The 13,623-nt window shown below is 57.9% G+C and carries 11 protein-coding genes and 1 pseudogene; 6 read left to right on the top strand and 6 right to left on the bottom strand.

The window, feature by feature from the left end; all coding sequences use genetic code 11:
* The 4 genes from ACIGDJ_RS16325 to ACIGDJ_RS16310 form a co-directional block, all read right to left on the bottom strand.
* A complete protein-coding gene (locus ACIGDJ_RS16325) occupies positions 1-915 on the bottom strand; it encodes a branched-chain amino acid ABC transporter permease (protein ID WP_016771918.1) in 915 nt (304 codons plus the stop codon).
* 175 nt (positions 916-1,090) lie between these two features.
* A complete protein-coding gene (locus tag ACIGDJ_RS16320) occupies positions 1,091-2,224 on the bottom strand; it encodes an ABC transporter substrate-binding protein (RefSeq protein ID WP_101157699.1) in 1,134 nt (377 codons plus the stop codon).
* 368 nt (positions 2,225-2,592) lie between these two features.
* Positions 2,593-3,876 (bottom strand): NAD(P)/FAD-dependent oxidoreductase, encoded by a 1,284-nt coding sequence (locus ACIGDJ_RS16315; RefSeq protein ID WP_397479227.1) that lies wholly within the window; start codon positions 3,874-3,876, stop codon positions 2,593-2,595.
* A 147-nt stretch (positions 3,877-4,023) separates the two neighbouring features.
* Positions 4,024-5,514 (bottom strand): aldehyde dehydrogenase family protein, encoded by a 1,491-nt coding sequence (locus ACIGDJ_RS16310; RefSeq protein WP_397479228.1) that lies wholly within the window; start codon positions 5,512-5,514, stop codon positions 4,024-4,026.
* A 164-nt stretch (positions 5,515-5,678) separates the two neighbouring features.
* Between ACIGDJ_RS16310 and ACIGDJ_RS16305 the strand changes: the two genes are divergently transcribed.
* The gene (locus tag ACIGDJ_RS16305) at positions 5,679-6,578 is read left to right on the top strand and encodes a LysR family transcriptional regulator (protein WP_101157705.1); all 900 of its coding nucleotides are present in this window, start codon (positions 5,679-5,681) and stop codon (positions 6,576-6,578) included.
* 80 nt (positions 6,579-6,658) lie between these two features.
* Here the strand turns inward: ACIGDJ_RS16305 and ACIGDJ_RS16300 are convergent, their stop codons facing one another.
* On the bottom strand, positions 6,659-7,471 hold the full coding sequence (locus tag ACIGDJ_RS16300) for a helix-turn-helix domain-containing protein (RefSeq protein WP_397479229.1): 813 nt from the start codon (positions 7,469-7,471) through the stop codon (positions 6,659-6,661).
* A gap of 174 nt (positions 7,472-7,645) precedes the next feature.
* Between ACIGDJ_RS16300 and ACIGDJ_RS16295 the strand changes: the two are divergent.
* From ACIGDJ_RS16295 to nadE, 3 genes and pseudogenes are all read left to right on the top strand, one after another.
* Positions 7,646-9,053 (top strand): annotated as a pseudogene (locus tag ACIGDJ_RS16295) (alanine/glycine:cation symporter family protein).
* A gap of 504 nt (positions 9,054-9,557) precedes the next feature.
* Entirely contained in the window at positions 9,558-10,781 is a 1,224-nt protein-coding gene (gene pncB / locus ACIGDJ_RS16290; protein WP_101157712.1) for a nicotinate phosphoribosyltransferase, read from the top strand.
* Between the two features lie 4 nt (positions 10,782-10,785).
* Positions 10,786-11,613, top strand: a complete 828-nt coding sequence (gene nadE, locus ACIGDJ_RS16285) for an ammonia-dependent NAD(+) synthetase (protein ID WP_101157714.1) — start codon at positions 10,786-10,788, stop codon at positions 11,611-11,613.
* A 173-nt stretch (positions 11,614-11,786) separates the two neighbouring features.
* Here the strand turns inward: nadE and azu are convergent, their stop codons facing one another.
* A complete protein-coding gene (gene azu, locus ACIGDJ_RS16280) occupies positions 11,787-12,230 on the bottom strand; it encodes an azurin (protein WP_101157716.1) in 444 nt (147 codons plus the stop codon).
* Between the two features lie 342 nt (positions 12,231-12,572).
* On the opposite strand from azu, the gene ACIGDJ_RS16275 reads away from it, so the two are divergent.
* On the top strand, positions 12,573-13,160 hold the full coding sequence (locus tag ACIGDJ_RS16275; protein WP_101157718.1) for a TIGR00730 family Rossman fold protein: 588 nt from the start codon (positions 12,573-12,575) through the stop codon (positions 13,158-13,160).
* A 68-nt stretch (positions 13,161-13,228) separates the two neighbouring features.
* Entirely contained in the window at positions 13,229-13,426 is a 198-nt protein-coding gene (locus ACIGDJ_RS16270) for a hypothetical protein (protein WP_101157720.1), read from the top strand.
* Positions 13,427-13,623: the final 197 nt, after the last annotated feature.

Raw genomic sequence — 13,623 nt, 5'->3', positions numbered from 1 at the left:
TTACACCTTCGACACAAGAGGACGGCCCAACAGACCTTGCGGTCGGAAGACCAGAACAAGTACGAGCAGCGAAAAGCTGAACACGTCTTTGTAGTCGGAGTTGACCAGGCCGGAGAACAGCGACTCGGAGATGCCGAGGATGATTCCGCCGAGCATCGCGCCGGGCAATGAACCGATCCCGCCGAGTACCGCTGCGGTAAACGCCTTGATGCCGATAATGAAGCCGGCATAGAAGTCGAACGTGCCGTAGTTCATGGTGATCAGCACACCGGCCAGTGCGGCCATGGCTGCACCGATGATGAATACATAGGAAATCACCCGGTCGGTGTTGATCCCCAGGATCGAGGCCATCTTGCGGTCTTGCTGGGTCGCGCGGCACATGCGGCCGAGCTTGGTGTATTTGATGACGTAGGTCAGCAGCCCCATGCCGACGAATGCGGCGATCAGGATGAAGACTTTGGTGTAGGTCAATTGCACGAAGCCGGTGCCGACTTCGACACGCCAGGCACCGGTCAGCAGCGTAGGCACGCCCTGTTGTTTGGCGCCTTGGGCGATCTGTGCGTAGTTCTGCAGAATCAGCGAAATACCGATGGCGCTGATCAGCGGCGCCAGGCGGGTCGAGTTACGCAGGGGTTTGTAGGCGACACGCTCGATGACCCAGCCATACACCGCAGTGACGACGATGGTGAAGATGAGCGTGCCAAGCATCAGCAGCGGGAAGGATTCGATACCGAAGTAAGCCAGCAGAGCCAGACTGATTGCCGCCAGGTAAGCGGAAATCATGTAAACCTCGCCGTGGGCGAAGTTGATCATGCCGATGATGCCATAGACCATTGTGTAGCCGATGGCGATCAGGCCATAGACCGACCCGAGGGTCAGGCCATTGACCAGTTGCTGCAGGAAAATACCATCCATAACGCAATCTCACGCAGTGAGAACCTGCGCGCCAATGGCGCGCGGTTCTTCTAGGAAAAATACAGATGTACGTCGGAGCAATGTCGGAGCGCGACCGATGTGTTCACCACCACCCCCTGTGGGAGCGGGCCTGCTCCCACAGGGATTTATGGTGATCAGTTGATCGCTTCAGCCCTTACTTCTGCTTTTCCAGCTGGTGGTATTTGCCGTCCTTGTCCCACTGGTAAACCACGTAGTCGGAGACTTTCAGGTCGCCTTTGGCGTCCCAGGTCTTCTCGCCCATCACGGTTTTCACCGGGTTGGCCTTCAGCCACTTGGCAGCGGCTTCGCCGTCGTTTTTCTTCGCGCCGTTGAACGCTGCCGCCAGGGTCTGAACCGAGGCGTAGGCGTACAGGGTGTAGCCCTCGGGCTCGGTACCGGCCTTGCGGAACGCGTCCACTACGGTCTTGCTTTCCGGCAACAGGCGCGGGTCGGCGCCGAAGGTCATCAGCACGCCATCGGTGAATTGCGGGCCACCAGCGGTGGTCACCAGTTCGTCGGTCACGATGCCGTCGTCGGACATGAACTTGACGTCTTTCAGACCTTGTTCACGCAGCTGACGCACCAGCGGACCGGCTTCCGGGTGCAGGCCGCCGAAATAGACGACATCGGCGCCGGCGCCACGGATCTTGGTGACGATGGTGCTGAAATCTTTCTCGCCACGGGTCAGGCCTTCGTACAGCACAGGCTTGACGCCGCGCTTTTCCAGCTGAGCCTTGGTGGCATCTGCCAGGCCCTGGCCGTAGGTGTCCTTGTCGTGCAGCACGACAACCTTCTTGCCCTTGAGCATGTCGACGATGTAGTCGCCAGCAACGATGCCCTGCTGGTCGTCACGTCCGCACATACGGAACATGGCACTCAGGCCGCGCTCGGTAACTTGTGGGTTGGTCGAACCCGGCGTGATCGCGATGATCCCGGCTTCGTCGTAGATTTCCGAGGCTGGAATGGTCGAAGAGGAGCAGAAGTGGCCAACCACGCCGGCGACTTTCTGGTTGGTGAGGTCCTTGGCGACCGTCACCGCCTGCTTCGGCTCGCACGCGTCATCGCCTTTGACCAGGACGATTTTTTCCCCATTGACACCGCCCGCCGCGTTGATCGCGTCGGCCGCCGCCTGTGCACCCTTCATGTACTGCTCACCAAATGCCGCGTTGGCACCGGTCATCGGACCCGCTACACCGATCTTGATATCAGCTTGAGCAAACGCAGAAACACCCAGCGCAGTAGCCACTGCGAGGGCAAGAAAGCCTTTCTTGTAAAACGTCTGGGACATGAGGTGGTGCTCCAAGGTTTTTTTTAGTTGGCACTGCGACTTCACTTCACTCAAAGCTCAGAGCAAGGCCCGTGCCATCGGTTTTTTATTCTTCAAAAAGTCGCTGCATTGTTGTTATTTCGACTGTTTCGTTCCCATTTTCATTGGGCGTGCAACCGTCTAAACCGCGGAAGGTGAAACCGTATATTTATTCAGGCGCAACCCGCACGCGCCATCATTGCAACCGCAGCGGCAAAGTACGTGCAACCAGCCTGTAACAGCGCGCGTCACCGAACTGCACACTGCTGGTGCGGGACTGCTACAACCCGCACCATTACAGGCTAGTCGCTGGATGCAAAAGCGCCGCTTCCGGCAACAAATTTCAACACTCAAATGACGATGCGCAAGCACTGGCCCGCGTGATACAGCGAGAAACCGGCCTCATACAGGCAACTGCGCAAGCCGACGCCCGCCAGGGGCTGCATCGGTGCGAAAGGAATCGGCAGCGCCTGCGAATCGCCGTTGCACAGGTAATCGGCGAAGGCCTTGCCGACCACAGTGCCAGTGGTCACGCCGCGTCCGTTGTAGCCGGTGACTGCTAACAGACCCGGCGCCGGTTCGAACAGGCGCATCAAGTGATCCGGCGTGAACGCAATGCGCCCGGTCCAGGTGCATTCCCACTCGACCGGCTTCAGATTGGGGAAATAATGCTGCTGCACCCGGTCGGCCCAGGCCTTGAGAAACCAGGTCGGTTTCTGATTGCCATTGCCGAGGCTGCCGAGTAGCAACCGCCCTTCCTTGTCGCGGCGGATGCTGCTCAGCACCTGACGGGTGTCCCACGAGCCCTGCCCGCCCGGAAGAATTGCCTGCGCAGCGTCCTCAGTGAGCGGCACCGAGGCGACCTGATAGTAATAGCCTGGAAAGAAATTGCGCTTGAGTTCGGTCCAGTCGCCTTCGGTGTAGGCATTGGAGGCGATGACCACTTGCTCGGCCAGCACCGAACCCTGTGCGGTCTGCACCGACCACTTCGGCCCGACGCGTTCGAGGCGCGTCACCGGCGAATGATCGAACATCTGCCCACCGAGCCCGCGCACGGCATTGGCCAGCCCGGTTACATACGCCATCGGGTTGAGCGTGCCGGCACGGCGGTCAAGCAACGCGGCGGCGATTTTCTGCGTGCCGGTGGCTTGCTCGCAGGCCTTGCCTGTCAGCAGTTCGACCGGCGCGCCACGGCGCTTCCACTGCTGCTCGCGACTGCGCAGGTCGGCCTCGCCCTTGGCGTTATGCGCCATGTGCAAAGTGCCTTCGCGGCGCAACTGGCAATCGATGTTGTATTTGTCCACAAGGCTGAACACCAGCGCTGGCGCTGCGCCGAGCATGCGGTTGAGCTGACTGCCGACCGCCTCACCAAAGCCAGCCTCGATCTCGTCCGGAGGAATCCACAGGCCGGCATTGACCAGCCCGACGTTGCGCCCGGAACCTCCATGCCCTGCGCGATGAGCCTCCAGCACGCAAACGTTTTTGCCTTTTTCCAGCAAATGCAGCGCCGCCGACAACCCGGTGAACCCGGCGCCGATCACGCAGACATCGACCTTGACCTCACCCTTGAGCGCCGAATTCTCCGGCCGTTGTGGCGTGAGCTTTTCCCACAGACATTCTTCGCGTAACGGCATTGCCAGACTCCAACAGAAACCCAACAAACACTGGCTACCCTGTGGGAGCGGTCTTGCTCGCGAAAGCGGTATATCAGCCAATATCCATACCGGCTGACACACCGCATTCGCGAGCAAGCTCGCTCCCACAAAGGCGATCTCGACCTGTCAGTCGAATGTGATGCCCTGCGCCAACGGCAATTCCAGCGAGTAGTTGACGGTATTGGTCTGCCGGCGCATGTAAGCTCGCCACGCGTCGGAGCCGGACTCACGGCCGCCGCCGGTCTCTTTTTCGCCACCGAAGGCGCCGCCGATTTCCGCACCGCTCGGGCCGATGTTGACGTTGGCGATGCCGCAGTCGCTGCCGACAGCCGACATGAACCGCTCAGCCTCACGCACATCGGTGGTGAAGATGCACGACGACAGTCCTTGCGGCACGGCGTTGTTCAAGCGCAGCGCTTGCTCGAAATCGCTGTAGCCAACCACGTAAAGAATCGGCGCGAAGGTTTCGCTGCAAACCACGTCGCTCTGTTCGGGCATTTCGACGATGGCCGGCGACACGTAGTAGGCGTTGGGGAACTGATCTTCAAGTTGGCGCTGACCGCCGAACACCCGACCGCCTTCGCTGAGCGCCTGCTCCAGCGCGTCCTGCATGTTTTCGAAGCTGTGCTTGTCGATCAGCGGCCCGACCAGATTGCCTTGCAGCGGATGGCCGATGCGTACTTTCGAATAGGCAGCCTTCAGGCGGGTGACGATTTCTTCCTTGACCGATTCATGGGCAATCAAACGACGCAAGGTCGTGCAGCGTTGCCCGGCGGTGCCAACGGCGCTGAACAGAATCGCGCGCACCGCCATGTCCAGATCGGCGCTCGGGCCAAGGATCATCGCGTTGTTACCGCCCAGTTCAAGGATGCTGCGGGCAAAACGCGCGGCGACTTTCGGCGCCACTTCGCGGCCCATGCGCGTGCTGCCGGTGGCGCTGATCAGCGCAACACGCGGATCATCGACCAGCGCTTCGCCGGCATCGCGACCGCCGATCACCACCTGGCACAGGCTCGCTGGGGCATCACTGAAATTTTTCACTACGCGATCGAACAGCGCCTGACAGGCCAGCGCGGTCAGCGGGGTTTTCTCCGAAGGTTTCCACACCACCGGGTTGCCGCAGACCAGCGCCAGCGTGGTGTTCCACGCCCACACCGCGACCGGGAAGTTGAACGCGCTGATCACCCCGACCACGCCAAGCGGATGCCAGGTTTCGCGCATGTGGTGGCCCGGGCGCTCGGAGGCGATGGTCAAACCGTACAACTGGCGCGACAGGCCCACGGCGAAGTCGCAGATGTCGATCATCTCCTGCACTTCACCCAGACCTTCCTGAGTGATCTTGCCGGCCTCCCACGACACCAGTTCGCCGAGATCAGCCTTGTATTCGCGCAACACTTCGCCGAACTGGCGCACCAGTTCGCCGCGACGCGGTGCGGGCACCTTGCGCCAGTGCTCGAATGCATGATCTGCGCGACTGATGTGCTGCTCGACTTCGGCAGCGCCTTCCCAGTTCACCGAGGCAATCTCGCTGCCATCGATGGGCGAATGCACCGGCACTTTGCCGTTCTGGTACAGGGCCGGGTTGACTCCCAGACGATCAAGCAATGCGGCAACCATCGGTCTCTCCTCAAGCAAAAACAGAGTGTGTGCGGCCATGCTTGGCAGGGCCGGGCAGGCCTTTAGTTGTAGCGTCACCAGAGCGATGCAACAAACGACCTTTACGCCAGATATCATTCCGTTTATTCATGCTGCGTACAGAAAGACAAGAAAAAGGACTGGCCATGCTGAACAAACGCCACTTGCCCTCGATCACCGCGTTGCAATGCTTCGAGGCGGTGACCCGGCACTTGAGTTTTACCCGCGCCGCCGAAGAGCTGAACCTGACCCAGAGCGCGGTAAGCAAACAGGTCGCGCAGCTTGAAGAACTGTTGCAGCACTTGTTGTTCCGCCGCGTGCGCCGCCGCTTGCAGATGACACCGGCCGGCGATTTGTATCTGGTCGAAGTCAGAAAAATCCTCAGCCAAGTGGAGATGTCGACGCATTACCTGCGTTCCTACGGCGGAGAGACCGAAGTCCTGCGCGTCTCCACCCCTTCGACCTTCGGCGCGCGCTGGCTGGTGCCACGTCTGAAAGGCTGGCGCCTGCGTCACCCGTCGATTCATCTTGATTTGTGCAATGAGCAGGAAGCGGATGATCTGCTACAGGGGCGCAGCGATCTGGCCTTCTATTTCGGCCAGGCCTCACGCCCGGGCACGGAATGCCTGAAATTGTTCGGCGAAGAACTGGTGCCGGTCTGCGCCCCGGGCAGCCTGCCCGACGCGCCATTGACTGACCCGACGCAACTGACCGATCTGGTGCTGCTGCAGAATGCCTCGCGACCGCAGGCCTGGCACGACTGGTTCGACAGTCAGGGCTACCACACCGAACACAGCTATCACGGGCCGCGTTTCGAAACCTTTTATATGTGCATCCGCGCCGCCCAGGTCGGCTGTGGCGTGGCGCTGCTGCCACGGTTTCTGGTGGAAGAGGAATTGGCCGAGGGCAAGCTGGTCATTCCCTGGCAGCATGCGATGCCCAGCAGCGATGCCTATTACCTCGCTTACCCGGAGCACGCGGCGGAAGTGCCAAAGGTGCGCGATTTTGTTAAGTGGATGCTCGAACAAATCGACAATCCCCTGTAGGGGCTGTCGAGTGCAACGAGGCTGCGATCTGTTGATCTTCAAAATCAACAGCCTCGCTCCATTGGGATTTTTAACAGAGGTTATCCGGCGATAACAAACAGGCCCTCGACAATCCGGGATTGGGCCAGGCGCGCGCGCAAATCATCATCAATGGCGCGATCATCAGGCTTATACAAACGAACACGGCGGTACGCGTCGACGTGATTGATTTCCTGCCGCAGATATTCCCATACGACCCTTGAGCACGCGGGAGCGCGATGATCCGCAGCAGAAACACCCATCTTCAACCCATTGAGCCGCGTTATGCAGCTTTTGAAGCTTGGAATAAGAATGGTCTGGCATATTTCGTTGGAGGTCAGCGATTCATAATCGATAAAAAACAAGCGATCCCGAAGGTGATAGGCGATGCCCAGATATTGATACCGTTCAAAGTCCTCTGCAGTGCCAGAGATCTGTAAGCGCTCGTTTCGCTCATATACGATGTCATCGCCCTCCGCTCGCACATGTACCAGCGAGCACAGAATGGAGCCAGGTTCAGTCATTGCGTGATAGTACTCGTAGTAATAACCAATATGCGCTCTTAATTCCGGTGAAGATTGCTGACGCAGATGTTCATGCATCAATTGTGGCGCGCCCCTTTCACTTGGCGTGTGACGCTGACCTGCTTTGACGCCTGTCAGGGCGATGAACTGCTCTGTAGGTTGAATAATTTCAGACTCTTCGACTCCAAAAAATTCGCAGATGCGCTTTAGGTTAAAAGGCGTTGGAATGCTTTTTCCACACAGGTATTTATTGAATTGCCCACGATTGATGCGAACTTTCCTACAAACCTCCGCGACAGATCTGTAATGGCTACATAGCAACCTCAAGTTCGCCGAAAGAAAATCAGACATTCAATAACCCAGCAAAGACCAGAAAGGCGCAACCATAGCAGCAACTCGCATCACATTTAAGCAACTTGCGAAATTGCATCGAATCAAATATGGCGGGATATTACGCCGTCTGAAGGAATTCAGGACTGACGACACCATTGATTTGCCAGCACTCTATATAGCAAGGAGCTTTGAATGCTTGATGTCATCAACGATTTTCTTTCGAGCAGGGTGTTAATACCTTTTGTTCTCGGATTAGGAGCGTATTTCACGATCCGATCAGGATTTGTTCAACTACGATACTTTCCTCATATGTTCGGCGTCTTACGGGGTAGCTGGCGCGCAAACAGTCAGCATTTGAGTTCACTCCAGGCGCTGACACTCAGCCTTGCCGGGCGCGTGGGTACCGGAAACATCGTCGGGGTCGGAATTGCAGTAGGTTTGGGTGGGCCAGGCGCTGTGTTCTGGATGTGGATGACTGCGCTTTTGGGCATGTCGAGCAGCTTCTTCGAATGCACGCTAGGCCAGCTCTACAAACGCAGCGATTGCAACGGCCTCTATCGAGGGGGCCCGTCCTGGTACATTCAGTATGGTCTGAACAAGCGCTGGCTCGGGTTGATCGTAGCCATGCTGATGCTGGTGACATTCGGATTCGCCATCAATGGTCTCGAATCCCATGCAGTATCGCACTCCCTGAAAGACGCATTCGGCTTGCCGCCCTTGTGGTCGGGCCTCGCGCTTTCCCTGATGCTGGGCATCGTTATTCATCGGTGGTATCACGCGTATTGCAGCAGTCGCCGACCTGTTGGTTCCTCTGAAGGTTCTCGCCTATATCGGCGTGACGGCGTACGTACTGGTGCTGCAGTTTGAACAAGTACCGACAATGCTGATGACCATTATCAGAAGCGCATTCGGTCTGGATCAAGCGTTCGGCGGCTTGATCGGCAGCGCGATTATCATGGGCGTCCGACGAGGAGTCTTTTCCAACGAAGCCGGACTGGGCAGCGCCCCAAATGTCGCGTCGGTAGCGAAGGTGAGTCATCCGATTGCACAAGGTGCGGTCCAGGCATTGAGCGTTTTCATCGACACGTTTGTAGTCTGCACCTGCACCGCACTGATGATCTTGTTGTCCGGCATCTACAGTCCGGGATTTGAAGGCGACGCAATTGCCCTGGCCCAGAACTCGTTGGCCGCCGTGGTCGGGGACTGGGGACGGTCGTTTATAAGTATCGTGCTGGCATTGTTCGTATTCACGGCGATGCTCTACAACTACTACCTCGGAGAAAACAGCTTACGGTTCATGTTTGGTGAGCCGAAGAAAATGCTGATCATCTATCGGCTCGTGGTATTAGTCATGGTGTTCTGGGGGGCCAACGAGGATTTATCCACAGTTCTGGCTTTTGCCGATATCACCATGACTTTACTGGCGCTCGTAAACTTGATGGCGATGGCGCTTCTTTTCAAAATATGCCTGCGTCTCTTGAATGATTATGAAGTTCAACGTCGCAGTGGAATCAAGACACCCGTTTTTGATTCGAAACTGTTTCTCGAGCTAGACCTTGACCCAATTGCATGGCCACCGGTGCCAGCGCCCAAAACATAACGAAACGTAGCAACCCGGCTCTCTACCGAGAGCCGGCGGGCAACCCGTCCACGCTTACAAGTTAGAGCTTCAGTTATAAGAGAACAGTAATAACTGCGCGACACACCAGCACACTCGAGCAGTAAAATCAGAAAAAATGAACTTCTCAATTTCCTTCATCAGCAACACTCGTGGAACTTATGACATGACTCGCTTCTACCCACTGTAAGATAACAACCGATGAAATGATCAGAGCAGCGATGTTCAAGGCAGTGGAAACAAACCTGATACCGAGGCATTCGTTACTCGCCGAGTATTTGAAAAGCTGGAAGTGCATCGAGCAAGTACTTCATGCCGCGCTTGAGGTGCAACCGAAAATGAGCAATTTCTGCGGTTTGAGGTGTATCGCCTCAGAGGATCTGTCACCTGAAAGCAAAAAAGCGCTGGCAATCCCCACCGCTGATATGCGCCACTAGCGCCATCGATATGGACCGCGCCAGGCGCGGCGCAACTGGAGACCCGTTTATGAGCGAGAGTGTGTTTGCCGATCGCATCGTGCAGAACCTGCTCGACACCGACTTCTACAAGCTGACGATGATGCAGGCGGTGCTGCACAACTACCCCAACGTCGAAGTCGAATGGGAGTTCCGCTGCCGCAACGCCGAGGATCTGCGCCCGTATCTGGCCGAAATCCGTCATCAGATCGAGCGCCTTGCCGAGCTGAGTCTGAGCCCTGATCAATTGAGTTTTCTCGAGCGCATCACGTTCCTCAAACCGGATTTCCTGCGTTTCCTCGGCCTGTTTCGCTTCAACCTGCGCTACCTGCACACCGGTATCGAGAACGGCGAATTGTTCATCCGCCTGCGCGGGCCATGGCTGCACGTAATCCTTTACGAAGTGCCGCTGCTGGCGATCGTCAGCGAAGTGCGCAATCGCTATCGCTACCGGGAGACCTCGCTGGAGCAGGCGCGCGAACAGCTCTATCGCAAGTTCGACTGGCTCACCGCCAACGCCTCGGCCGATGAACTGGCGCAACTGCAGGTCGCCGATTTCGGCACGCGCCGGCGCTTTTCCTTTGGCGTGCAGGCGGAAGTGGTCAACGTGCTCAAGCATGATTTCCCAGGGCGCTTCGTCGGCACCAGCAACGTGCATCTGTCCCGCGAGCTGGACATGAAACCGCTGGGCACCATGGCCCACGAATGGATCATGGCTCACCAGCAACTCGGCCCACGACTGATCGACAGCCAGATCGCCGCGCTCGACTGCTGGGTCCGCGAGTACCGCGGCCTGCTTGGCATCGCCCTCACCGACTGCATCACCACCGACGCATTCCTTGGCGATTTCGATCTGTTCTTCGCCAAGCTCTTCGACGGCCTGCGCCATGACTCGGGGGACCCGGTGGCGTGGGGTGAAAAGTGCATCGCGCACTATCACAAGCTCGGCATCGACCCGATGAGCAAGACCCTGGTGTTTTCCGACAGTCTGACCCTGCCAAAATCGTTGGAGATTTTCCGCGCGCTGCACGGTCGCATCAATGTGAGCTTCGGCATCGGTACCAACCTCACCTGCGATATCCCGGGTGTCGAGCCGATGAGCATCGTGCTTAAAATGACCGCCTGCAACGGCCAGCCGGTGGCGAAGATCTCCGACGAGCCCGGCAAGACCCACTGCAAAGATCCGAATTTCGTCGCCTATTTGCGACATGTGTTTCAGGTTCCTGCCGAATCCAGTCTATCTAGCAAGGAGTGAATTCATGCAAGCCGTACAGCGTGAGATTGCTGAGCAGCTCAAGGTGCAACCACCGTTCGCCGACGATCAGGCCCTGCAGGCGGAAATCGCCCGGCGCCTGCGTTTCATCCAGGATTGTCTGGTCAATTCCGGGCTCAAGGCCCTGGTGCTGGGCATCAGCGGCGGCGTCGACTCACTGACCGCAGGCCTCTTGGCCCAGCGCGCAGTACGTGAACTGCGCGAAAAAACCGGCGATGACCGCTACAAATTCATCGCCGTGCGCCTGCCGTACGAAACCCAGTTTGACGAGCACGACGCCAAGGCCTCGCTCGACTGCATTGCCCCTGACGAAATTCACACCGTGAACATCGGCCCGGCGGTCAAGGCGCTGGCTGCTCAGGTCTCGGCGTTCGAAGGCAAACCGGCAGCGTCGGTGGACTTCGTGCTGGGCAATACCAAGGCGCGCATGCGCATGGTTGCGCAGTACACGATTGCCGGGGTGGCTGGCGGTCTGGTGATCGGCACCGACCACGCGGCAGAAGCGGTGATGGGCTTCTTCACCAAATTCGGTGACGGCGCCTGCGACCTCGCCCCGCTCAGCGGCCTGGTGAAAAATCAGGTGCGCGCCATTGCCCGCAGCTTTGGCGCGCCGGAGTCTTTGGTCGAGAAAGTGCCGACAGCCGACCTCGAAGACCTGTCGCCGGGCAAGCCGGACGAAGCTGCGCATGGCGTGACCTATGCCGAGATCGATGCTTTTCTGCACGGTGAAACCGTGCGGGACGAGGCGGCGAAGATCATCGTCGATACGTACAACAAGACCCATCACAAGCGGGTCATGCCTTTCGCACCTTGAAGTATTGAGGAGCCTGTAGAGGCCTGTAGGAGCCTGTAGGAGCCGACGAGTGCAACGAGGCTGCGATCTTCTGATCTTGAATCTTGCTTTGAAGATCAAGATCAGAAGATCGCAGCCTTCGGCAGCTCCAACACAAAAAAAGCGTCCCGGAGGACGCTTTTTTTGTGCCTGAATCACTTGACGACGATAGTGCCTTTCATCATCGAGATGTGGCCCGGGAACGAGCAGAAGAAGCCGTAGCCACCGTCAGCCACCTTGGCCACGTCGAAGGTCACCGAATCGGTTTCCTTGGCGCCGATGATCTTGGTGTGCGCCACAATGCGCGCGTCGCCATCCTTCAGGTAGTTCTTGTCGATACCGGCTGCCAGACCGTCGGTAGCGATCGGCTGCATGTCAGCTTCTTTGCTGATCACCAGGTTGTGGCCCATGACGTTTTTCGGCAGGTTGCCGGAGTGGGTCAGTTCGACGGTGAAGGTTTTGCAGCTTTTGTCGATCACGATTTCCTTGGTGTTGAAGGACATCTGATCGGTGGAATCTACGGTGGTTTTGCACTCGGCAGCCATCAATTGGCTGCTGGCCAGCGCCAGCAGGGATACCGCAACAACTTTGGAAAACATGGTGAATCTCCAAGGCAGGGTTAACAAAAACACTAGTGGTGGAAAGACTGCCTGAAATCTTCGCAAGTTCCTATGACTTGTGTCAAAAATTGTATACAACTTTCAGGCTATGACACTCATCGACACAATCTAACGGCCATTGCGTTCGGCCAGCCCTATGATCGGTGCATCTACTGAAACGGAGTGCCTGTCATGTTCTTCAACGGTCTGTTGTGCAGTTTGCTTGCCGCCTACGCCTGTGGCGCCAGCGGTACATTTGAATCGCCCGAACGCGAAGTCTAGTCCTTGGAGCGCGGCGTGCCAGCCGTTACCCTGTGCGACTGATCGATTCAGGAGTAACGCATGTCGCTGAAATCCGTTTGTGTGTTTTGCGGTGCCAACGCCGGTACCGTGCCGGCTTATACCGAAGCCGCCGTGGCCCTTGGCCGGGCTCTGGCAAAGCGCAAGTTGACGCTGGTCTACGGCGGTGGCGCCGTCGGTTTGATGGGCATTGTCGCTGACGCAGCACTGGCCGCTGGCGGCGAAGTGATCGGCATCATCCCGCAAAGCCTGATGGACAAGGAGATCGGCCATAAAAGCCTGACACGCCTGGAAGTGGTCGACGGCATGCATGCGCGCAAGGCGCGGATGGCCGAACTCAGCGATGCCTTCATCGCCCTGCCCGGCGGCCTCGGCACGCTGGAAGAGTTGTTCGAAGTCTGGACCTGGGGCCAGCTCGGTTACCACGGCAAGCCTTTGGGGCTGCTGGAAGTGAACGGTTTCTACAGCAAACTCACGGACTTTCTCGATCATATCGTCGGCGAAGGCTTCGTTCGCGCGCCACACCGTGACATGCTGCAAGTGAGCGAATCGCCAGATTCCCTGCTCGACGCCCTCGATCAGTGGCAGCCGACCGTCACGCCCAAGTGGGTCGACCAAAAACCCGGTTAACCCCCCGGCACCGATACAGGGCAGAATACGCGCCGCTCAACCTCACCTTCGACCCAAGAGGATCGCCCATGGCCAAACCCAATTACTCCTTCGCCAAACGTCAACGAGACCTGGCAAAGGAACAGAAGAAAGAGGAAAAGCTTCAGCGCAAGAAGCAAACCGCTGAAGAAGCGGCACTGAACCCTGACGGGGAAGTGGCGACCGATGATGATGTTGATGCACCCGATGTAACCGATGCACCGAAAGATCAGACGCCCGACGCCTGAGCCCCACCGGGTTTGATGATCGAATCAGACCCTGCGGATTTGTGACGGGGCTGGCGGTTTTGCTGCCGGCCCTCACAGCCCTGCTTTCCCTGACACACCAAAATCCCTGTGGGAGCGAGCCTGCTCGCGAAAGCGGTGTATCTGTTACAAATCTATTGGCTGACCTGACGCTTTCGCGAGCAGGCTCGCTCCCACAT

Source organism: Pseudomonas sp. NPDC079367, assembly GCF_044542195.1.
Lineage (GTDB): Bacteria > Pseudomonadota > Gammaproteobacteria > Pseudomonadales > Pseudomonadaceae > Aquipseudomonas.
This window is presented reverse-complemented; position numbering and strand designations above follow the sequence as displayed.

What these genes read in the sequence shown, in the direction of transcription:
- ACIGDJ_RS16275 (WP_101157718.1), top strand. Translation starts at nt 12,573, where the DNA reads ATGTCGCTGAAATCCGTTTGTGTGTTTTGCGGTGCCAACGCCGGTACC.
- ACIGDJ_RS16315 (WP_397479227.1), bottom strand. Translation starts at nt 3,876, where the DNA reads ATGCCGTTACGCGAAGAATGTCTGTGGGAAAAGCTCACGCCACAACGG.
- ACIGDJ_RS16310 (WP_397479228.1), bottom strand. Translation starts at nt 5,514, where the DNA reads ATGGTTGCCGCATTGCTTGATCGTCTGGGAGTCAACCCGGCCCTGTAC.
- ACIGDJ_RS16300 (WP_397479229.1), bottom strand. Translation starts at nt 7,471, where the DNA reads ATGTCTGATTTTCTTTCGGCGAACTTGAGGTTGCTATGTAGCCATTAC.
- azu (WP_101157716.1), bottom strand. Translation starts at nt 12,230, where the DNA reads ATGTTTTCCAAAGTTGTTGCGGTATCCCTGCTGGCGCTGGCCAGCAGC.
- ACIGDJ_RS16305 (WP_101157705.1), top strand. Translation starts at nt 5,679, where the DNA reads ATGCTGAACAAACGCCACTTGCCCTCGATCACCGCGTTGCAATGCTTC.
- pncB (WP_101157712.1), top strand. Translation starts at nt 9,558, where the DNA reads ATGAGCGAGAGTGTGTTTGCCGATCGCATCGTGCAGAACCTGCTCGAC.
- ACIGDJ_RS16270 (WP_101157720.1), top strand. Translation starts at nt 13,229, where the DNA reads ATGGCCAAACCCAATTACTCCTTCGCCAAACGTCAACGAGACCTGGCA.
- ACIGDJ_RS16320 (WP_101157699.1), bottom strand. Translation starts at nt 2,224, where the DNA reads ATGTCCCAGACGTTTTACAAGAAAGGCTTTCTTGCCCTCGCAGTGGCT.
- ACIGDJ_RS16325 (WP_016771918.1), bottom strand. Translation starts at nt 915, where the DNA reads ATGGATGGTATTTTCCTGCAGCAACTGGTCAATGGCCTGACCCTCGGG.
- nadE (WP_101157714.1), top strand. Translation starts at nt 10,786, where the DNA reads ATGCAAGCCGTACAGCGTGAGATTGCTGAGCAGCTCAAGGTGCAACCA.